Genomic DNA, 18,511 nt, shown 5'->3' with positions numbered 1-18,511 from the left:
CTCCCCGGGCCGTCTGGTCGTCCTATTCCGCCGCCTTGCGGGCTTCCCAGGTCTCGATGAAGACCTCGCGGCGCAGCACCTTGTTCTCCGGGTCGATCAGGACATGGGCGCCCGCCGGCACGGCGATGCGGCCGCGGCCGCCGGTCATCGGCACGGTCTGGCGGCGGCCGTCGATCTCGATCTCGACCGGCATCGGGAAGACGCCGCCGTCGCCGGTCACCCATTCGAGCGACAGGTGTCCGCCCTCGCGAGTCTGGCGTAGGTCGGGCAGGGCGGCGTTGTAGAGGTAGCCGCGGAAGAACCAGGTCAGGTCGCGGCCGGTCTCCTCGTTGACGATGGCCAGGAACTCATTGGTCGTGCCGTAGCGCGGCTCGAAATTGCCCGGCCGCGGGTCGGCCGTGCCGTAAACCAGCCGGGTGACCGAGCGGAAGAAGTCCTCGTCGCCGATCAGCAGGCGCAGCGAGTGCGCGATCAGCGAGCCCTTGGAGTAGATGTCGTTCCCCGGGCCGACATCGCCCTTGTAGACCTCGTCCTCGGTCTTGTCGGTCCCCGAGACGACCGGGAATTTGTTGGCCAGGCCGTTGCGCTGCTTGAGCAGGGCGGCCTCCATGTAGCGGTCGCCATGCAGCCAGCGATCGTAGAGCGGCTGCATATAGCTGCCGAGGCCCTCGTGCAGCCACATGTCGTCGGCGTTGCGGTTGGTCAGCTGGTTGCCGAACCACTCGTGCGACAGCTCGTGGTGCAGCAGCCAGTCCCAGCCACGGCCGTCCAGCTTGTACTCGTTGCCGTAGGCGTTGATCGTCTGGTGCTCCATGCCCAGGTGCGGGGTCTCGACCACGCCCATCTTCTCGTCGCCGAACGGGTAGGGGCCGACGGTCGCTTCATAGAAGTCCAGCATCGGCCGGATCTCGTCGAACAGGGCCTGGGCCTTCACCGGATCGTCCGAGGACAAGTGCCAGTACTGAATCGGATAGCTGTTGCCGAAACGGCTCTGGTAGGTGTCGTTGAGCTCGGTGTAGCGGCCGATGTTCAAGGCGATGGCGTAGGTGTTCGGATTGGCCGCCGACCAGTTCCAGGTGGTCCAGCCGTCGCCGTGGTCGACCTTGCCGAGGAATTTGCCGTTCGAGGGCGCCGACAGGTCCGACGGGACCTTGATGTGCAGGTCGACCTGGCCCGGCTCGGCCAGAGGATGGTCGATGCAGGGCCAGAAGATGTCGCAGCCTTCCGGCTGGACCGCCGTGGCGATCCACGGGTTGCCGTCCGGATCCGTGGCCCAGACGAAGCCGCCGTCCCACGGGGCCATGGGGGCGACGCGGGGCTGGCCGGCGTAGGCGATGCGCAGCTGGGCCTTGCCGCCGCCGGCCAGCGGGCGCGGCAGCGGGATGGTCATCCGGCCTTCCGGATTGGTCCACTGGCCGGCCGGGACGGCCACGCCGTCGACCGAGACCTCGGAGACGGTCAGGAGGGTGTCCAGCTCGACCACCAGCCGCTCGACCGGGGCCGTGGCGGTGAAGTCCAGCACGGCGACGGCGTCGATCGCCTTGTCGGCGGGGATGACCTTGATCGACAGGTCAGCCTTGTCGAGCTTCAGCGCCAGTTGCTCCGGGGTGCGCGGCTGGTCGGTGCCGAGGGTGAAGGCGGTCGACTCGCGGGCGGGCGTCTGGGGCGGCGTGTCCGGCAGGGTCGTCGGCTGCGAAGCGGCGGCGTCCGCGGTCGGCGCAGCCGTCGGGGTCGTGGCGCAGGCGGCCAGGGCGAGAAGGGAAACGCCCATCAGGGCGGCGCGGCAGGCGGATTTGGACAACGGAAGCTCCCCACGAAGGATGGGCCAACCTAAAGCGCGCCGCCGTACGCGCAACTGTTCCGCCGCTCAGTCGTCCAGCCCCCGCGCCTTTCTCTGCGCCCTTGTGGCGCGGCGGGCCCAGGCCTTGTCGATCTGCTCGCGCAGCCGCCCGTCGTCCGCCGCCTCGAAGCGCACCAGCACCGCCGGCCAGCCTTCAAAATGCGGCGTCTGGAAATAGGTCTGCGGCTCGGTCGCCATCAGGAAGTCCACCGTCTCCCGGTCGAGCGCCAGGGCCAGGGCGGTGGGGTCGGCGTTGTCGTTGACGATCCAGTGCCCGCGCACCCGCACGCAGCGTCCGCCGTGCAGGGTGGAGTCCTCGGCGCCCGGCTGGGTCAGGGCGTAGGCGAACATCTCGTCGCGGGTCATGGGCGGTTTCCGCTAGCGGGGCGGAAATCGAGTCGAGCGCAGACGGCGCACGAGCTTGTGAATTCCATAGAAGGCGGCGCTTGCCGCAGCGAAGGCTGCGCCGAGAGCGAGTAACCAGAACCTGCCGTCACCTTGCGTGCCCGGCAGGAAGGTCGCCGCAAAAACGATTATGCATACAGTGGCGCCGAGCGCTCCGATGCCGGCCGCCAAAGCCGAAATCGATCCAGATCCCGGCATCGGCCGATACCGTAGGCGCAGCTTGGACTCAGGATCCTTGTAGTCAGGTGCTGACATCGGCTGCTTCCTGGGGGCCGACGCTACCGCGCCGATGGCCATCAAGTTGATGATACCCTTATCCCGACAGCCCGTGCACCTCCGCGGTCGCTGAGGGGGCATGCCGCCGCATAGCAAAAGGGCCGGTGTTTCCACCGGCCCCTTCAGATCTTGCTGCGGTCGCCGATCAGGCGGCGGCGGCTTGTTCGGCCAGCTTGGCCTTCACCTGGCGCTTGATGCGCTGGGCGGCGATCGAGAGCTGCTCGTCGCGAGCCTTGACGATGAAGGCGTCCAGGCCGCCCTTGAAGTCCAGGGTGCGCAGCGCGGCGTTCGAGATGCGCAGCGAGAAGGTCTGACCCAGGGCGTCCGAGGTCACCTTGACGGCCTTCAGCGACGGCAGGAAGCGGCGCTTGGTCTTGATGTTCGAGTGGCTGACCGAGTGACCGACCATCGGGCCGATACCGGTGAGTTCGCAACGACGCGACATCTGACTATCCTTCGGAGCGGTCCGCCGAGCGGCAGACGCATGAAACTGGTGCGGCGCGGGAGGTCGTCCCGCGCGAGAGGTGGGGCGTATAGAGGAAGAGTCCGCGGCGCGTCAAGGCGTGAAGCCGTTCAGCGGCCGTTCAATTCCGGCCCTATATCGCCAATAGTCATTAGAGTGAACGTTCCGCATTAGGGGCAAGCATGAAGACCATCTCGATCCGCGCCGCCGCTGTCGCCGTGCCTGTGCTGGCCGCGACCCTGTTTCTGGGCGCGCCGTCGACGCCACAGGCGGCCATGACGCCGCAGCAAGCCAGCGCAGACACCGTCCTGCCGGGCTACTGGCAATATACGACCAGCGCCGTGGGCGTGAGCGACACCGAGACGAAGTGCGTCCGTCCGTCCGAGATCAACCGCTTCTTCGGCGGCCTGTCGACGCGCCGCTGGCAGTGCACCTATCCGGTGCGCCAGGTGGGCAACGGCAACGCCCGCTTCGAGGGCACCTGCACGGACAAGAAGGGCCGCCGCGTCAACGTGCGCCTGAACGGCACCTACCAGCAGGAGAGCTTCTCGTTCCGCGGCGGGGCCCAGCTGGCCCGCGGCACGCCCTTCCTGCCGGCCTCGATCACGGCGCGCCGCCTGGCCGCCCAGTGCCCGGCCGGCGCCGAGTATTTCTGATCCTCTGATTGCGCGCCTCCCGTCGGCCAAGCCATGCTGGGCGGATGGGAGCGCCTCCGTCCAGACCGACATCCAGACTCCGCGGCTTCACCTGCGACCTCTGACCCTGGCCGACGCGCCGGCGGTGCAGCGGTTGTTCCCGCGCTGGGAGATCGTTCGCTTTCTGGCGGCGCACGTCCCCTGGCCCTATCCGAGCGACGGGGCCGAGCGGTTCATTCGCGACCTGTGCCTGCCCGCTATGGCGCGCGGCGAGGAGTGGAACTGGTCGCTCCGCCCGAAGAGCGAGCCTGACCGCCTGATTGGCATCATCAGCCTGATGGCCAAGCCGGATAACAACCGCGGCTTCTGGCTGGATCTCGACTGGCAGGGGCAGGGGCTGATGGCCGAGGCCAGCGAGGCCGTCACCGACTTCTGGTTCGACACGCTGGGCCAGCCGGTGCTGCGCGTGCCCAAGGCGATCGACAACGCCGCTTAGCGCCGCATCTCCGAGAAGCAGGGCATGCGCGTCGTCCGGACGGGCCAGCAGAGCTACGTCTCGGGGACGGCCCAGACCGAACTGTGGGAGATCACCGCCGACGAATGGCGGGCTCGGAAGGCAGCGGCCGGAGCCTAGTGCGCGGCCTTGCCGCGCTTGAGCTTGGCGACCTGGTGCACGGCGACGGCGATCAGGCCGCCGATGATGATCCCCAGCACGGCCGCCAGCACGGCCGAGGTCAGCCAACCGAGCACGCCGCCGAGCGGGCCGGTCGCGCCGGCCACCGCATGGGCCAGGTGCTCGACCGGCTCGGCCGGCCAGGCCAGGCCCAGGGTGTGGGAGCCGTGCAGCAGGATGCCGCCGCCGACCCACAGCATGGCCGCGGTGCCGATGACCGACAGAGAGGCCATGACCCAGTTCATGCCCTTGACCAGGCCGCGGCCGACGGCCTTGGCGGTGCGGGACGGTTTCTCGACCAGGTGCAGGCCGATGTCGTCCATCTTCACGATCAGGGCCACCGCGCCATAGACCACGACGGTCATGCCCAGGCCGACGACGATCAGCACCCCGGCCTGGTTGAGCAGCGGCTGGTGGGCCACATCGGCCAGGGCGATGGCCATGATTTCGGCCGACAGGATCAGGTCGGTGCGGACCGCGCCCGCGACGGTCGACTTCTCCAGGTGGGCGGGATCGTCCGAGACCGGGCCTTCGTCGTGGCCGTGACCGCCGCCGAACGCCTCCATCAGCTTCTCGGCCCCCTCGAAACAGAGGTAGGCGCCGCCGATCATAAGCAGGGGCGTGATGGCCCATGGCGCGAAGGCCGTCAGGAGCAGGGCGACCGGCAGGATCAGCAGCAGCTTGTTGCGTAGGGAGCCCTTGGCGATCTTGCCGATGATCGGCAGCTCCCGGCTCGGATCCAGGCCGGTGACGTATTTCGGCGTCACCGCCGCGTCGTCGACCACCACCCCCGCCGCCTTGGTCGCCGCCTTGCCCGAGGCCGCGCCGATATCGTCGACCGACGCAGCGGCGAGCTTGGCGATCCCGGCCACGTCGTCGAGCAGGGCCATAAGTCCGGAGGGCATGGGCGGTCCAGGTCAGGGGGAGGAGAAGCGGCACAGCTAGGCCATGAGGGGCCGGGTGTCGATCCGGGCGCCTCATGGCCACGGGTGAAACCGCCAAGGCCGCGCTTGGGTCCCTCGCCTGCGCCGTCGGCGACGATCAGGAGGGACCGGACGCGCTCTCGATCAGCCGCCGGGCGGCAAGGACGGCCCCGTCGGCGCGCACCTCGGCGGCCAGGCCGGCGGCCCGGGCGCTCACCTCGGGCGACAGCGCCGTCTGCAGCGCGTTGGTCAGCGATTCGACCGTCGGCGTCGCGGCGTCATGCGACACGCCGGCGCCGAGAGCGGCGATCCGCCCAGCCCAGAAAGGCTGGTCGACGATCTGGGGGACGACGATCTGGGGCGCGCCGGCGCGCGCGGCGGCGGTGGTCGTGCCGGCTCCGCCATGGTGGATGGCGGCGGCGACACGCGGGAACAGAGCCTGCTGGTTGACGTCGCCGACGGTGAAGCAGTCGGCGCCGTCGTCAATCGGCTCAAAGCCCGCCCAGCCCTGGGCGAGCACGACCCGCCGTCCATGGCTCCGGGCCGCCTCCACGGCCGCCTGCGCCGCGTCATGCGACGCCGCCATGCCCATGCTGCCGAAGCCGACATAGACCGGCGGCGCTCCCGCCTCGAGGAAGGCCTCCAGTTCCGCTGACAGGGGGCGAGGGTCCGGCAGGATCCAGGCGCCCGTCTGCACCGCGTCGCACAGCTCGGTCGGAGCCCAGGGCCACAGGGTCGGGTCCGAGGCCAGCAGGGGGCGGTCGGTGAAGACGTGGTCGCGCACATTGTCGCGCCCGCAAGTCGTTCACCGCCGCGCCGAACAGGGCGTTCATCGCCTCGATGTTGTGGTCCCACAGCGCCCGCGGGTCGGTCACGCCGGGCGGGTGCGGATGGCCGGGGTAGGGGAAGGGGGCGTGATGCTCCGACGGCAGGAACAGCGGACAGAAGGTCGCGTGGGCGTAGGCGACGCCACGTCGCTCGGCCACGGCCCGCGCCGCCGCCGCCGAGGGCATCAGGCCGGTGGCGACGATGAGGTCGCAGCCCTCCGCCGCCGCGTCGATCGCCGGGAACTGGCCCCTGGCCATCTCCGCCGCGCGCCGGGGGAGGTCGACCGGCGGCTTGCCCGCTGTCGCGATCCAGTCCCGCACGCCCATGAAGGCCGGGACGAAGGCGACCCCGGCGCGCTTCAGAAGGTCGATGAACTCCTGGTCCGGCGGCGCGCTGACCACGGTTTCGACGCCCAGCGCCTGCAGCGCCACGGCCAGCCCCGCCATCGGCTCCACGTCGCCGCGCGAGCCATAGGTCGACAACAACACCCGCATTCGGTCACCCCCGTTTCAGCTGAGGGTCCCGGACTCTGCGCATAGAAAGCCGCTGCGCAATTCTTGAACGAAACTGTTTCGACCCCACTTCCAATCCGAGCGGGCCGGGAAACCGTAGCCGCCAACAGAAAAGGCCCGGGATCGCTCCCGGGCCTTCTGTCTTTCAGCGATGTCGCCCGATCAGGCGGCTTCGGCTTCTTCCTCGGCCACGGCCGGGGCGGCGGCCTTCTTGGCGCTCAGCGACTTGCCGAGCAGCTCGACGGCGGCGTCCTTGTCGATGCGGTTGGCCGCGGCGACTTCACGGGCCATGCGATCCAGGGCCGACTCATAGAGCTGACGCTCCGAGTAGGACTGTTCCGGCTGGCTGTCGGCGCGGTGCAGGTCGCGGACGACCTCGGCGATCGAGATCAGGTCGCCCGAGTTGATTTTGGCTTCGTATTCCTGGGCCCGGCGCGACCACATGGTGCGCTTGATGCGGGCGCGGCCCTTGAGCGTGGTCAGGGCCTTGGTGACGACGTCGTCGGCGGCCAGCGAACGCAGACCAGCGGTCTTGGCTTTCTTGGTGGGGACGCGCAGCGTCATCTTCTCGTGATCGAAGGTCACGACATAGACTTCCAGCGACATGCCCGCGACTTCCTGGGTCTCGACCGCCGCCACCTTGCCGACGCCGTGCGCCGGATAGACGACCGCGTCGCCAACCTTGAATTCCAGACCAGTCTTGTTCGTCATGTCATTCCTTTCCCGGCGCAAAAGGGCAGGGCGAGACGCATACGCGTAAGCAACAGTGCAACGGACCGGCGAACAAAGTCCGTCGGTCGCGAGTGCGTCAGTTGTCGAAACGGAAACGGATCACCAAACCTCTGGCCGATCCCACCTGCGTGGATGGGATTCTGTCGCAAACGCGGGCGGCGCGAGATTTCGCAGACCGCCCGACCCAATGACAGGAACCTATCACAAAAAAGGAAAATTTCAAAACGTGCACAGCGTCAGGCTTGACCCTGCCGGGAATCCTCGCCGCCGGACGTGAACACTGATCAGGAATAACCGCCGCCAAGCTCGGACGCGCTGGCCCGGTTTCGGCGTCAGGAACCCTTGCCGGGCTTCTCGGAGAAATACTTCTCGTACTTGCCGGTCTCGCGCTCGAACTGCTCGGCGTCGGCGGGCGGCTTGCCCTTGACCGTGATGTTCGGCCAGACCTTGGCGTATTCGGCGTTGACCTGCAGCCACTTGCCGTCCGGCTCGTCCTCGGTGTCCGGCTTGATGGCGTCGACCGGGCACTCGGGCTCGCAGACGCCGCAGTCGATGCACTCGTCCGGGGCGATGACCAGGAAGTTCTCGCCCTCATAGAAGCAGTCCACCGGACACACTTCCACGCAGTCCATGAATTTGCAGCGCACGCAGGCGTCGGTGACGATGTAGGTCATGGGCCAGTAGCTGGAGGAACGGCGGGCTTGTTGAGGGCGCTGGGTTGAGGGGCGCGGGACGCGCAGATGACCCCGCCGGCGCCAACTGTCAACCGAAGCGACCTGGAGGGGTTGCGGCCAGGCTGGAGCGGCCTATTTGGTATCCGTCACTGTTTCAGTTTGTCGGAGCCCTCATGCGTCCCCTTCTTCGCACCGCCGCCTTCGGTCTCGCCGCCATGGCCCTCGCCACCGCCGGCGCCGTCGGCGCCCAGGCCGTCCTCACCCAAAACCCGGCGGAGGTGCAGGCGGGCGCGTACAAGCTGGACCCGGATCACGGCAAGATCACCTGGTCGGTCAGCCATCTCGGCTTTTCGACCTACACCGGCCAATTCGTGGATGTGCAGGCGGAGCTGAAACTGGACCCGGCCAACCCGGCTGGGTCTTCGCTGACCGCGACCATTCCGCTGACCTCTGTGCATTCGGGCAATGACGCCCTGAACCGCCACCTGCAGACGGCGGACTTCTTCGACACCGCCAACCACCCGACCGCGACCTTCGTGTCGCGCTCGGTCACCGTCGACGCCGACGATCCGACCGAGGCGACCGTGGTCGGCGACCTGACCCTGCGCGGCGTCACCCGGCCGGTGACCATGGAGGTCGACTTCAATCAGGCCGGTCCGTCGATGGGCGATACCTACAAGGCCGGCTTCGACGGCGAGGCGACCATCAAGCGCTCGGAGTTCGGCATCGACTATGGCCTGCCCATGGGCCTGGGCGACGAGGTCGAGCTGCACATCGAGGGCGAGTTCATCCGCCAGCCGTAAGGGCTGAATAGAGGGCGCGGGCCTCTTCGGCGGGCCCGCGCCGTTCGCCCAGGGCGAGCACCTCGATGTCGACCAGCCGCCCGCCGAGGGCGAAGACCAGCCGATCGCCGACGTGGACGCTGCGGCTGGGCTTGTCGAGCCGGGTCTGGGCCCCGTGATGGGTCAGCCGCACCGTCCCGCGCTCGACCATGGCCGCGGCCAGGGAACGGGTCTTGGCGAACCGCGCCCGCCACAGCCAGACGTCGATGCGGCAGCCCGCCTCGCTCATTTGGCGGCGGTCCTGCGACGCGGCCGCTTGCGGCGCTCCGGCGCGGGGGCGGCGGGCTGGGTCAGCGCCGACAGGGCCGCGAACGGCGAGTCCTTCACCGGCCGGGCGGCCCGTTCGGGGTGATCCGGCTGTTGCGCGCGGGTGGTCTTCAGCCCGGCGATCAGGGCCTTGGCTTCCTCGGCGGTAAGTTTCAGCTCGGCCAGGTCCTCATCGCTGAGCCGCCCGCCGTGCTTCGACCGGCGCTCGCTCAAGGCCTCAAGCAGCTCCACCGGTGCGCCGAACCGGCCCACGGCGCGCAGGCCGAAGGCGGACAGCACGCGCGCCGACGGCGGCGGTTCGGGCAGCAGGGTCAGCCCCTCCGGCTTGGGCCGGAAGGGCGCGCCGGCGACGAAGGCCTGCGCCACCGTCTTGCCGCGGCCCTTGAGCAGGGCCGGCAGCCAGACCGAATGGGCGCCCAGCCGGACGCCGAACTCCTTGAGGGTGCGCCGCTCGACCTGGCTGAGAGCGGCCAGGTCGCGCTCGACCTCGCGCCGGTCGATGACGCCGCCCGCCTCGACCAGCCGCCAGGCCAGGCCGCGCGGCAGGCCCTTCAGCGCCCCGCTCTCGCCGGCGCCCTTCAGTCGCCGCAGCGACCGCAGCGCCCGGCCGGACTCGCCGGCCAGCCAGGCCTCGAGCCGCCGCTGGGCCCGCTCGCGCGCCGCGACCGATCCCAGCTCGCCCAACAGCCGCACCCGCGGGGCGAACCAGTCGCCGCCGGTGATCTGCCCGGCCTGGACGCCCTGCCAGAGCACCGCGCCCGCGGGCGTCACCGCGAAGGCGTCGTCGCCGTCGGCTGCGAGCCTGCCGAGGCGCCGGGCGATCTCCGGCGTCACCGCCTGCCGCGCGGCATGGCGCAGGGCCTTGTCCTCAAGCGCGCTGGAGCCCTTGTCGAGCTGGAAGTCGACGCCCTGCAGCCGCCCGACCGCATGGCCCTCGACCACCACCGCGCCCTCGGCGTCGACGTCGGCTGTGGCGTCCTCGCGCACGTTCAGGGCCCGCATCAGGGCGGTGGTGCGCCGGTCGACGAAGCGGGCCGTCAGCCGCTCGTGCAGCACGTCGGAGAGCCGCTCCTCCAGCGCCTTGGTCCTGTCGCGCCAGCCCTGGGCCTGGTCCAGCCAGTCGGGGCGGTTGGCGATGTAGCTGAGGGTGCGCACCCCGCTCAGCCGGGCCGACAGCTGGTCGATCTGGCCGTCGTCGCGGTCCAGTTCGGCGAAACGCGGCGCAACCCAGTCCTCGGTCAGCCGGCCGCGCTTGCCCGTCAGGGCCTGGAAGATCTCCTTCGACAGGCGGCCGTGCTCGTCCAGCGTCGTCTTCTGGAAGTCCGGCAGCTGGCAGGCCTCCCACAGGCGCATGATGGCCCCGCGCGAGCGGCCGATGCGGGCCACCTCCTCGTCCTTGATCAGACGGCGCAGCAGGGTCTCGTCCAGCGCCGGCTGGGTCAGGTTCAGACCGCTGCGCCCCGGCGTCACCGTCAGAGAGCGCAGCAGGTCGTTGAGGGTGTCGAAGTCCAGCCGGGCGTTGCGCCACTCGGCCGCCTCGACCGGATCGAAGCGGTGCTCGACGACCTGCTCGACCAGGTCCGGATCCAGCTCCAGCGCCTCGCCCGTCACCCCGAACGTGCCGTCCTTGAGGTGCCGCCCGGCCCGGCCGGCGATCTGGCCGATCTCGTGGGCGTGCAGCCAGCGGGTGCGGCGGCCGTCGAACTTCCTGAGGCCCGCGAAGGCGACGTGGTCGACCTCCATGTTCAGCCCCATGCCGATGGCGTCGGTGGCGACCAGGAAGTCCACTTCGCCGGACTGGAACAGCTCGACCTGGGCGTTGCGCGTGCGGGGGCTGAGCGAGCCCATGACCACCGCCGCCCCGCCCCGCTGGCGGCGGATCAGCTCGGCGATGGCGTAGACCTGGTCCGTCGAGAAGGCGACGATGGCCGAGCGGCGGGGCAGGCGGGTCAGCTTCTTGGAGCCGGCGTAGCTGAGGGTGGACAGCCGCTCGCGCTGGACGATCTCGACGTCCTCGACCAGCCGCCGAACCAGCGGCGCCATGGTGCCGGCGCCCAGGAACATGGTCTCGGCGCGGCCGCGGGCGTGCAGCAGCCGCTGGGTGAAGACGTGGCCGCGCTCGGGGTCGGCGACCAGCTGGATCTCGTCGACGGCCAGGAACTCGACCTGCCGCTCCATCGGCATCGCCTCGACGGTGCAGACGAAATAGTGGGCCCGCGGCGGGACGATCTTCTCCTCGCCGGTGACCAGGGCCACGGCGGCGGCCCCGCGCCGCTTGACGATCCTGTCGTAGATCTCGCGCGCCAGCAGCCGCAGCGGCAGGCCGATCATGCCGGAGGCGTGGCCGAGCATCCGCTCGACGGCGAGGTGGGTCTTGCCCGTGTTGGTGGGGCCCAGCACCGCAACGACGCGGGACGGGGCCAGGCCGGCGCCGCGATCACTCATGATGCTGAAAAGGTGGCTGTTCCCACCGGGTTCCTCAAGCGCCGCCTGCGCATTTCCGCGAGTCGTAAACAGCTCAGCTTGAGGCGCCGGAACGGGGGCGAAACGAATCAGGACCGAATCGCCGACACGGCCCGATTCGGGATTTGTTCCCTACAAGATATTGTATCTTAAGATCTATTAACCGCAAGCCAGAGCAGTTCCGGCGCGCGGTCGGGACAAGGCCTCCCGGTTCGGATCACGGCGTGTCGGGGGCGGGTCGATCCGTCGCGCGCGAGAGCCGTAAACAGCGCAGCTTGGGCGCCGGAACAGGGGCGAAACGAATCAGGATCGAATCACTTACATGCCGCGATTCGGCCTTTGTTCCCTACAAGATGTTGTATCTTAAGGACGATTAACCACAACGATCCACAGGTGTCGGCGGAGACGAGGACGGGGCGTTCCGCCCTCCGTCGCTCCTGGCGCTCCGATTTCGCTGCCGCGCCCGCTTCCCCCGCGCGCTCCGAGCCGCTAGGTCAGCCCCTGCGTGGCCCCGTAGCTCAGCTGCATAGAGCAAGGCTTTCCTAAAGCCGAGGTCGCAGGTTGGAGTCCTGCCGGGGTCGCCAAATGCTTGCTAGGAACGCCGCCCACCGCTCGGAGCCCCAGCATGACCTCTGCGACCGGGCCGACCGTCGGCATCGACTTCGGCACCACCAACACCGTCGTCGCCATCGCGGGGTCTGACGGCGAGGCGATGGTGCTGCGTTTCGAGGCGCCGTCGGGCGAGGTGACGGCCTTCCGCTCGACGCTCAGCTTCCAGATGCGGCACGGCGCGGGCGACCGGACGCCGCAACGGATCGTGGAGGCCGGTCCCTGGGCCATCGACGCCTATGTCGAGGATGCGCACGACACCCGCTTCATCCAGTCCTTCAAGACTTTCGCGGCCAGCGCCGCCTTCACCGAAACCGTCATCGACAACCGACGCTACAAATTCGAGGACCTGCTCGGCGCCTTCCTGCTGCGCGTCCGCGCCCATGGCGGGGAGACGATGGCCGCCTTGCCCGCCCGCGTGATCGTCGGACGGCCCGTGACCTTCGCCGGCGGCGCGCCGGACGAGCAACTGGCGCTGGACCGCTACCAGGCGGCCTTCGCCCGCCTGGGCTTCAGCGACATCCGCTACGCCTATGAACCGGTGGGCGCGGCCTTCTTCTTCGCCCGCACGCTCGAGGCGGACGCCACCGTGCTCGTCGCCGACTTCGGCGGCGGGACCAGCGACTTCTCCGTCATCCGCTTCGAGCGGTCAGCGGACGGCCTGAAGTCGACCGCCCTGTCGCGGTCCGGGGTGGGCGTGGCCGGCGACGCCTTCGACTACCGCATCATTGACCAGCTGGTGTCGCCCCAGCTGGGCAAGGGCGGGCGATACCGCACCTTCGACAAGACGCTGCCCATCCCGCAGCGCTACTACGCCGCCTTCGCCCGCTGGGACCAGCTGGCCCTGCTCAGGGCGTCGAAGGACATGCGCGACATCCGCGCCCTGGCGCGCACTGCGGAGGAGCCGGACAAGCTCGACCGGCTGGTCGAGATCCTCGACGACAACCATGGCTACGCCCTGTACCAGGCCGTGTCGGCGCTGAAGCTGGATCTGTCGGAACACGAGGTGGCGGACTTCGCCTTCGTCGCCGGGTCGATCCGGATCGAAAAGACGGTCACCCGCCAGGAGTTCGAGGGATGGATCGCGCCCGAGCTGGCGGCCATCGAAGCGGCCGTCGAGGACGCCGTGGCGCGCTCGGGCCTGGGCGCCGGCCAGATCGATCGCATCTTCCTGACCGGCGGGACCTCCTTCGTCCCCGCCGTCCGGGCCATTTTCCAGAGACGGTTCGGCGGCGTGCCGATCGAGACCGGCGGCGAGTTCGAGTCCATCGCCTCGGGCCTGGCGCTGATCGGCCGGGAGCCGAACCTCGATGACTGGAGCGAGGCGCGGCCGGCGGCGGCCTGAGCCCGCGCGGAGAGCTAGTCCTCCCGCCGCCCTACGCTTTCCCGGTTCCGCTCGAACCGCTTCATCTCCGGGAACGCCGGCAGCCAGTGTTCGCGGCGGAGTGTCCAGTTTTCGTAGGTGGGGAGAAACTGGTCGGGCGCGTCGAACGCGCCCAGGTGAACCTCGATCTCGTCGCCGCTACAGGCGAAGACCGAGGACCCGCAGCGGGCGCAAAAATGGCGGCCGTTGTAGTCGCCGGTCTCGCCGGTGATGACCACTGAGCCCTGCGGGAAGATGGCGGCGGCGTAGAAGAGGGCGCCGTGGTGCTTTCGACAGTCGAGGCAGTGGCAGAGGCCGACGCGTTCGGCCGGCCCGTGGCGACTATCCGGACGGCTCCACACAGGCAGCCGCCGTTGACTTGTTCCATCCTGTGCGCCTCCGAAGTCGAATCCTGAGACCCAACTCCGGTGCGCACGATTGTTTCAATCCGGCCGGCCCTCAGCCGGCGCGATGGCGTCGATCACCAGTCGCTCTTCTCGCGGCCGTGCTCGACCTTGGGCGGCTTCGGGCCGGTGCGGGGAGGGGCGCATTCCGTTGCGACCCGGCGGACAGCCGCGGCGGCGCCGCCGAAGGTCCGGTTGCTCGGCCCGTTCTCGCCGTAGAGCTGGATTTCCGGCGCGTCGGCGATCTCGTCGGACAGGTCGGCGGTCAGGGGCAAGGTTCCGGTCAGGCTGTCGGCGGTCGCCGGGCCGTGGACCACGAAGGTCGTCTCGGTGTCGGAGGCCGGATAATAGAGGATCAGCTCGATGCCGCGGTTGCGGGCCTCTTCCGTCCAGTCGGCCGGGCCGCCCTCGTCGGGGAAGTACTCGAAGGCCAAGACGTGGCGCGCCGGGTCGCACTGGATGCGAAACAGAGTGCCCGTTTCGCCCAGCTCGGCCGCAGCGCCGCGGTCGGCGGCGGCGGGCACGTAGCGCCAGTCGTCCCAGAGCTCCCCCTGTCCCTTTGCGGCCCCGATCAGCGGTAGGGCCGCGACAACGAGGGTGGCGAGACGCAGCGGCGACATGTGCTCAAATTTCCGGTTCGCCTCAGGCCAATCCGGAAGCGTTGCCGTGAGCCTGGTCCAGGTACGGAAGGCCCGCAATAGGCCGTCAGTCCGGATTCCTCTACGGCGTCGAAGGGGCCGTCCGCGCTGCCGCCCGGGCGCTGGCGCCGATCCAGACGATCAGGGCGCCCGACGCCAGCGACAGCGTCGCCAGCACCAGCAGCAGCGGCGAGAAGTCGTCGCCCCAGACCAGGGCGGCGGCGAGCAGGGGGGCGATCACGGACGGGGCGGTGTTGGCCAGGTTGAGCAGGCCCAGGTCGCGGCCGCGGTGGGCTGGGGAGGGGAGCAGGTTCATGGCCCAGGCGGCGTGGATGGCCATGAAGACCGCGACGGCGCAGCCGAAGGCCGCATAGCCCACGATGGCGACGACGACGCCCTGGTGAAGGCTCATGGCGGCCAGGCCTGCGGCGCAGACGAAGGCGCAGGCGGCGAGCCAGGCGCGGGCGCCGCCGTACTGGTCGACCGCCTTGCCGACGATCAGGGCCAGCGGGGCGCTGGCCAGGGTCACGGCGGCGCACAGCCAGGCGAGCCGGCCGGTCAGGGCGCCCTTGGCGACGGGCCCGGCCGGCGACAGGCTTTCGAAGAAATAGACCAGGTAGACGAAGATGGCGGCGCCCGCGATCTGCAGGAACAGGCGGGACAGGGCCGCGCCGGCGAATCCCGCCGACAGGCGAAGTCCGCCCGGGGCGGCGGCTGGACTCTCGGCCACCGGCTGCGGCCGGATCAGGATGAAGGGCAGGATCAGCGTCGTGGCTACGCCGCCCGCCAGGGCCAGGCCCAGTCCGGCGGAGGCCACGGCCGGGGTGGTGGCGGCGATGCCGAGCAGGGCTCCGAACGGATAGCCTACGCCCAGCACGCCCCCCAGGACGCCTCGCTGCGCCGCCGGGACCTCTTCGGCCAGGGCCGCCATCATCGGAGAAAGCAGGAAGTTCACGCCGGCCTGGAAGACCACCACCCAGGCCACCAGGGTCGGGGCCGTCGTGGCTGCGGCGATGCCGGCGTAGGCCGCCAGCACCGCGGCCAGGCCAAGGACCATCCAGCCGCGCCGCCCAAAACGGCTGCGGGCCGTCCGATCGCTGAGGTGGCCGGCGAGGATGTTGCTGACGCTGGCGGTCAGGGCGCCCAGCAGCGTGCACAGGCCCAGGACGTCAAGCCGGGCCTCGGCCCCCGCAATGGCCGAGATCTTGTCGGGCAGCAGCAGGGTCAGGAGCGGCACATAGGCCGTCACCCCGCCGGCGTAGGCGAGGCCGATGAGGGCCAGGTCGCGCACGCGTCGCTTGCCGCCCGCCGCTTCCGGCCCGTCCTGCGATTCCATGCTGACCCTCGTCCGCCCCGGACGGAACTGTCGAGGCAAACCGGGCGAGCGGCAATCCCCCGGCCCCGAAAGGAGGGCCGACATTCGGTCACATTTTCTGATTGTGAACGTTCACAATCCGTGTTTCATTCCCGCTTAGAGGGCGAAGACCTTCATCGAACGGGAGTCGAGACGCCGGAAGGTCCCCTGGATCTTCGGCCATGCGGAGCGAGCGCCAGTGATGGCGCGGCGTCCGCTCGCGGATGCGGCCACGGCCCTTCCGGTCCCCCTTCCGAGCGAAAGCCAACCTCGCCAGCGGCGAGGCAAGGGGAGTGATCGATGCGGCGTTGGCGTAGCGCGACCGGCCTGGCGGCCCTCGCCCTTTCGGCGGGGCTCGCCGTGGCGTGCCCGGTGGTCGCCGAGGTGAGCGAAACCCCGTCGTCGGCGACGTCGGCCTCTCCGACCGACCGCGCCAACGACCTGGTCGCCCGCATGACCCGCGAGGAGAAGCTGCGGCTGATCCACGGCTATTTCCCGCCGATGGCGGACCGCACGCCGGGCGCGCCGCTCAGCGCCATGATCCCCTCGGCCGGCTATATCCCCGGCGTGCCGCGCCTGGGCATTCCGGACCTGCGCGAATCCGACGCCAGCCTGGGCGTCGCCAACCAGGTCGAGCAGCGCAAGGGCGACGTCGCCACCGCCCTGCCGTCCAGCCTGGCCACCGCCGCCACCTTCGATTCGGAGATCGCCTTCGCCGGCGGCGAGATGATCGGCGGCGAGGCGCGCGCCAAGACCTTCAACGTCCTGCTGGCCGGCGGGGTCAACCTGACCCGCGACCCCTGGGGCGGGCGGAATTTCGAGTATCTGGGCGAGGACCCGCTGCTGGCCGGCGTCATGGCCGGCGAGCACATCCGCGGCGTGCAGACCAATCCGATCGTGTCGACGATCAAGCACTACGCCTTCAACTCGCAGGAGACGGGCCGGACCATCATGGACGCCCGCCTGGACGAGGCGGCGCTGCGCGAGAGCGACCTGCTGGCCTTCCAGATCGCCATCGAGCGGGGCGACCCGGGCTCGGTGATGTGCGCCTACAACAAGATCAACGGCGACTGGGCCTGCGAGAACGACTTCCTGCTCAACCAGGTGCTGAAGCGCGACTGGGGCTATGACGGCTGGGTGATGTCCGACTGGGGCGCCGTCCACTCGACGGCCAAGGCGGCGCTGGCCGGCCTGGACCAGCAGTCCGGCCAGGAGCTGGACAGCGGCCCGTTCTTCAGCGCGCCGTTCGAGGCCGCCCTGGCCGCCGGCGAAATCCCCGAGGCGCGGCTGGACGACATGGTCCGGCGCATCCTGGTCGGGATGATCGAGAACGACCTGCTCGATACGCCGCCGGTCACGACCGCCCAGCCGATCGACTACGCCCGCAACGCCGAGGTGGCCCAGCGCGCCGCCGAGAACGGCATCGTCCTGCTGAAGAACGAGGGCGGCGCCCTGCCGCTGGCGCGGACGGCGAAACGCATCCTGCTGGTCGGCGGGCATGCCGACGTCGGCGTGCTGTCCGGCGGCGGCTCCTCGCAGGTCCGGTCGGTGGGCGGCGCGCCGGTCGAGATCCCGCTGACCTCGGGGGCCGCTTCGTCCTTCGCCCGCACCACCTGGCACGCGTCGTCGCCGCTGACCGCGATCCGCGCGACGAGCCCGTCGGCGACGGTGACCTACATCGACGGGCGCGACCCGGCCGCCGCGGCCGCCGCGGCCCAGCAGGCTGACGTCGTCGTGGTCTTCGCCACCCAGTGGACGACCGAGGCCCAGGACGTCGAAGACATCTCGCTGCCAGACGGCCAGGACGCCCTGATCCAGGCCGTGGCCGCCGCCAATGCGCGCACCGTCGTGGTGCTGGAGACCGGCGGGCCGGTGCTGATGCCGTGGATCGAAGAGGTCCCGGCGGTGGTGCAGGCCTGGTATCCGGGCCAGCGCGGCGGCGAGGCCATCGCCCGCATCCTGTTCGGCGAGGTCAATCCGTCCGGACGCCTGCCGATCACCTTCCCGGCCTCGGCCGACCAGCCGCCGCGTCCGATCGTGCCCGGCATGGACGCCCTGAAGCGCGCCGACGCCGCCGCCGCGGCCGCCGCCTCCAACCCCGGAGCGCCGCGCGCCGAGGGCATGGCCGGCTTCCCGGTGGACTATGTCGAGGGCTCGGACGTCGGCTACCGCTGGTACGCCCGCGAGGGGCTGAAGCCGCTGTTCCCGTTCGGCCATGGCCTGTCCTACACCACCTTCGCCTACGCCGGGCTCGCGGCCGAGCCTGACGGCGACGGGCTGAAGGTCGCGGTGGACGTGACCAACACCGGCGATCGGGCCGGGATAGAGACGCCCCAGTTGTATGTCACGCCCGCAGGCGGCGGCCCCCGGCGGCTGGCCGGATGGGCGCGGGTCGCCCTGCAGCCCGGCGAGACGCGACGCGTCACGATCACCGCCGAGCCGCGGATTGTCGCTGAGTACGACGTCGCCCTGCCGGGGTGGCGCATTGCATCCGGCCCCTACCGCATCGTCGTCGCTCGCGACGCCGTCGCGGACGGGCCGACTACGGAAATCTCGCTGTCGGGGTCGACGATCAGACCCTGAGACCAATGCCGCAAAACAAACGCGGCG

The 18,511-nt window shown here is 70.0% G+C and carries 18 protein-coding genes and 1 tRNA gene; 6 read left to right on the top strand and 13 right to left on the bottom strand.

From position 1 onward, the window contains the following. Window positions 1-22 precede the first annotated feature (22 nt). From ASC65_RS09335 to rpmB, 3 genes are all read right to left on the bottom strand, one after another. Window positions 23-1,801, bottom strand: a complete 1,779-nt coding sequence (locus ASC65_RS09335) for a M1 family metallopeptidase (RefSeq protein ID WP_235561462.1) — start codon at window positions 1,799-1,801, stop codon at window positions 23-25. A gap of 66 nt (window positions 1,802-1,867) precedes the next feature. Beyond that, entirely contained in the window at window positions 1,868-2,206 is a 339-nt protein-coding gene (locus tag ASC65_RS09330; protein ID WP_056451903.1) for an MmcQ/YjbR family DNA-binding protein, read from the bottom strand. Between the two features lie 460 nt (window positions 2,207-2,666). Then, a complete protein-coding gene (gene rpmB, locus ASC65_RS09325) occupies window positions 2,667-2,966 on the bottom strand; it encodes a 50S ribosomal protein L28 (protein WP_056451899.1) in 300 nt (99 codons plus the stop codon). 200 nt (window positions 2,967-3,166) lie between these two features. Here rpmB and ASC65_RS09320 point away from each other — a divergent pair, with 200 nt between their 5' ends. Beyond that, a complete protein-coding gene (locus ASC65_RS09320; protein WP_056451897.1) occupies window positions 3,167-3,640 on the top strand; it encodes a DUF3617 domain-containing protein in 474 nt (157 codons plus the stop codon). Next, window positions 3,633-4,115 carry a GNAT family N-acetyltransferase gene (locus ASC65_RS09315; RefSeq protein WP_200939827.1) on the top strand — a complete coding sequence of 161 codons (483 nt, stop codon included), beginning with the start codon at window positions 3,633-3,635 and terminating at the stop codon, window positions 4,113-4,115. The genes ASC65_RS09320 and ASC65_RS09315 overlap by 8 nt, the downstream gene beginning before the upstream one ends. A 134-nt stretch (window positions 4,116-4,249) precedes the next feature. Here the strand turns inward: ASC65_RS09315 and ASC65_RS09310 are convergent, their stop codons facing one another. The 5 genes from ASC65_RS09310 to fdxA all read right to left on the bottom strand — a co-directional run bounded on the left by ASC65_RS09310 (window position 4,250) and on the right by fdxA (window position 7,961). Then, window positions 4,250-5,197 carry a DUF808 domain-containing protein gene (locus ASC65_RS09310; protein WP_056451896.1) on the bottom strand — a complete coding sequence of 316 codons (948 nt, stop codon included), beginning with the start codon at window positions 5,195-5,197 and terminating at the stop codon, window positions 4,250-4,252. A 136-nt stretch (window positions 5,198-5,333) separates the two neighbouring features. Further along, a complete protein-coding gene (locus ASC65_RS17460) occupies window positions 5,334-5,861 on the bottom strand; it encodes a glycosyltransferase (RefSeq protein ID WP_235561477.1) in 528 nt (175 codons plus the stop codon). Further along, a complete protein-coding gene (locus ASC65_RS17580) occupies window positions 5,785-6,537 on the bottom strand; it encodes a hypothetical protein (protein ID WP_235561480.1) in 753 nt (250 codons plus the stop codon). Before ASC65_RS17580 ends, ASC65_RS17460 begins: the two co-directional genes overlap by 77 nt. Before the next feature lie 180 nt (window positions 6,538-6,717). Next, window positions 6,718-7,266 carry a CarD family transcriptional regulator gene (locus tag ASC65_RS09300; protein ID WP_056451894.1) on the bottom strand — a complete coding sequence of 183 codons (549 nt, stop codon included), beginning with the start codon at window positions 7,264-7,266 and terminating at the stop codon, window positions 6,718-6,720. Between the two features lie 353 nt (window positions 7,267-7,619). Next, on the bottom strand, window positions 7,620-7,961 hold the full coding sequence (fdxA, locus tag ASC65_RS09295; RefSeq protein ID WP_056451892.1) for a ferredoxin FdxA: 342 nt from the start codon (window positions 7,959-7,961) through the stop codon (window positions 7,620-7,622). 173 nt (window positions 7,962-8,134) lie between these two features. Here fdxA and ASC65_RS09290 point away from each other — a divergent pair, with 173 nt between their 5' ends. Next, window positions 8,135-8,764 carry a YceI family protein gene (locus ASC65_RS09290; protein ID WP_056451890.1) on the top strand — a complete coding sequence of 210 codons (630 nt, stop codon included), beginning with the start codon at window positions 8,135-8,137 and terminating at the stop codon, window positions 8,762-8,764. Here the strand turns inward: ASC65_RS09290 and ASC65_RS09285 are convergent. Both ASC65_RS09285 and ASC65_RS09280 read right to left on the bottom strand, forming a co-directional pair. After that, complete coding sequence (locus tag ASC65_RS09285) at window positions 8,748-9,032, bottom strand: RNA-binding S4 domain-containing protein (protein ID WP_056451889.1); 285 nt, start codon at window positions 9,030-9,032, stop codon at window positions 8,748-8,750. The genes ASC65_RS09290 and ASC65_RS09285 overlap by 17 nt on opposite strands. Beyond that, complete coding sequence (locus ASC65_RS09280) at window positions 9,029-11,515, bottom strand: helicase-related protein (protein ID WP_056451888.1); 2,487 nt, start codon at window positions 11,513-11,515, stop codon at window positions 9,029-9,031. The genes ASC65_RS09285 and ASC65_RS09280 overlap by 4 nt, the downstream gene beginning before the upstream one ends. A 525-nt stretch (window positions 11,516-12,040) precedes the next feature. On the opposite strand from ASC65_RS09280, the gene ASC65_RS09275 reads away from it, so the two are divergent. Together ASC65_RS09275 and ASC65_RS09270 are read left to right on the top strand one after the other, a co-directional pair. Beyond that, window positions 12,041-12,117: transfer RNA gene (locus ASC65_RS09275), tRNA-Arg, on the top strand. 41 nt (window positions 12,118-12,158) lie between these two features. Next, complete coding sequence (locus ASC65_RS09270) at window positions 12,159-13,487, top strand: Hsp70 family protein (RefSeq protein ID WP_056451885.1); 1,329 nt, start codon at window positions 12,159-12,161, stop codon at window positions 13,485-13,487. A 14-nt stretch (window positions 13,488-13,501) separates the two neighbouring features. On the opposite strand, the gene ASC65_RS09265 is transcribed toward ASC65_RS09270, so the two are convergent. The 3 genes from ASC65_RS09265 to ASC65_RS09255 all read right to left on the bottom strand — a co-directional run bounded on the left by ASC65_RS09265 (window position 13,502) and on the right by ASC65_RS09255 (window position 15,883). Further along, window positions 13,502-13,867, bottom strand: a complete 366-nt coding sequence (locus ASC65_RS09265; protein WP_235561460.1) for a GFA family protein — start codon at window positions 13,865-13,867, stop codon at window positions 13,502-13,504. Window positions 13,868-13,986: 119 nt separating this feature from the next. Continuing rightward, window positions 13,987-14,529 carry a hypothetical protein gene (locus ASC65_RS09260; RefSeq protein WP_056451884.1) on the bottom strand — a complete coding sequence of 181 codons (543 nt, stop codon included), beginning with the start codon at window positions 14,527-14,529 and terminating at the stop codon, window positions 13,987-13,989. 100 nt (window positions 14,530-14,629) lie between these two features. Beyond that, entirely contained in the window at window positions 14,630-15,883 is a 1,254-nt protein-coding gene (locus ASC65_RS09255) for an MFS transporter (protein ID WP_056451882.1), read from the bottom strand. Between the two features lie 318 nt (window positions 15,884-16,201). On the opposite strand from ASC65_RS09255, the gene ASC65_RS09250 reads away from it, so the two are divergent. Continuing rightward, entirely contained in the window at window positions 16,202-18,484 is a 2,283-nt protein-coding gene (locus ASC65_RS09250) for a beta-glucosidase (RefSeq protein ID WP_056451880.1), read from the top strand. Window positions 18,485-18,511 lie beyond the last annotated feature (27 nt).

This window comes from Brevundimonas sp. Root1279 (genome assembly GCF_001425945.1).
Classification (GTDB): domain Bacteria; phylum Pseudomonadota; class Alphaproteobacteria; order Caulobacterales; family Caulobacteraceae; genus Brevundimonas.
The sequence above is the reverse complement of the archived record's forward strand: the minus strand, read 5'-3'. Positions and strand labels throughout refer to the sequence as shown.

Bases quoted from the DNA above. Each gene is read 5' to 3' on its own strand.
- ASC65_RS09330 (WP_056451903.1), bottom strand. From the start codon at position 2,206: ATGACCCGCGACGAGATGTTCGCCTACGCCCTGACCCAGCCGGGCGCC.
- rpmB (WP_056451899.1), bottom strand. From the start codon at position 2,966: ATGTCGCGTCGTTGCGAACTCACCGGTATCGGCCCGATGGTCGGTCAC.
- ASC65_RS09320 (WP_056451897.1), top strand. From the start codon at position 3,167: ATGAAGACCATCTCGATCCGCGCCGCCGCTGTCGCCGTGCCTGTGCTG.
- ASC65_RS09310 (WP_056451896.1), bottom strand. From the start codon at position 5,197: ATGCCCTCCGGACTTATGGCCCTGCTCGACGACGTGGCCGGGATCGCC.
- ASC65_RS17580 (WP_235561480.1), bottom strand. From the start codon at position 6,537: ATGCGGGTGTTGTTGTCGACCTATGGCTCGCGCGGCGACGTGGAGCCG.
- ASC65_RS09300 (WP_056451894.1), bottom strand. From the start codon at position 7,266: ATGACGAACAAGACTGGTCTGGAATTCAAGGTTGGCGACGCGGTCGTC.
- fdxA (WP_056451892.1), bottom strand. From the start codon at position 7,961: ATGACCTACATCGTCACCGACGCCTGCGTGCGCTGCAAATTCATGGAC.
- ASC65_RS09290 (WP_056451890.1), top strand. From the start codon at position 8,135: ATGCGTCCCCTTCTTCGCACCGCCGCCTTCGGTCTCGCCGCCATGGCC.
- ASC65_RS09285 (WP_056451889.1), bottom strand. From the start codon at position 9,032: ATGAGCGAGGCGGGCTGCCGCATCGACGTCTGGCTGTGGCGGGCGCGG.
- ASC65_RS09280 (WP_056451888.1), bottom strand. From the start codon at position 11,515: ATGAGTGATCGCGGCGCCGGCCTGGCCCCGTCCCGCGTCGTTGCGGTG.
- ASC65_RS09270 (WP_056451885.1), top strand. From the start codon at position 12,159: ATGACCTCTGCGACCGGGCCGACCGTCGGCATCGACTTCGGCACCACC.
- ASC65_RS09260 (WP_056451884.1), bottom strand. From the start codon at position 14,529: ATGTCGCCGCTGCGTCTCGCCACCCTCGTTGTCGCGGCCCTACCGCTG.
- ASC65_RS09255 (WP_056451882.1), bottom strand. From the start codon at position 15,883: ATGGAATCGCAGGACGGGCCGGAAGCGGCGGGCGGCAAGCGACGCGTG.
- ASC65_RS09250 (WP_056451880.1), top strand. From the start codon at position 16,202: ATGCGGCGTTGGCGTAGCGCGACCGGCCTGGCGGCCCTCGCCCTTTCG.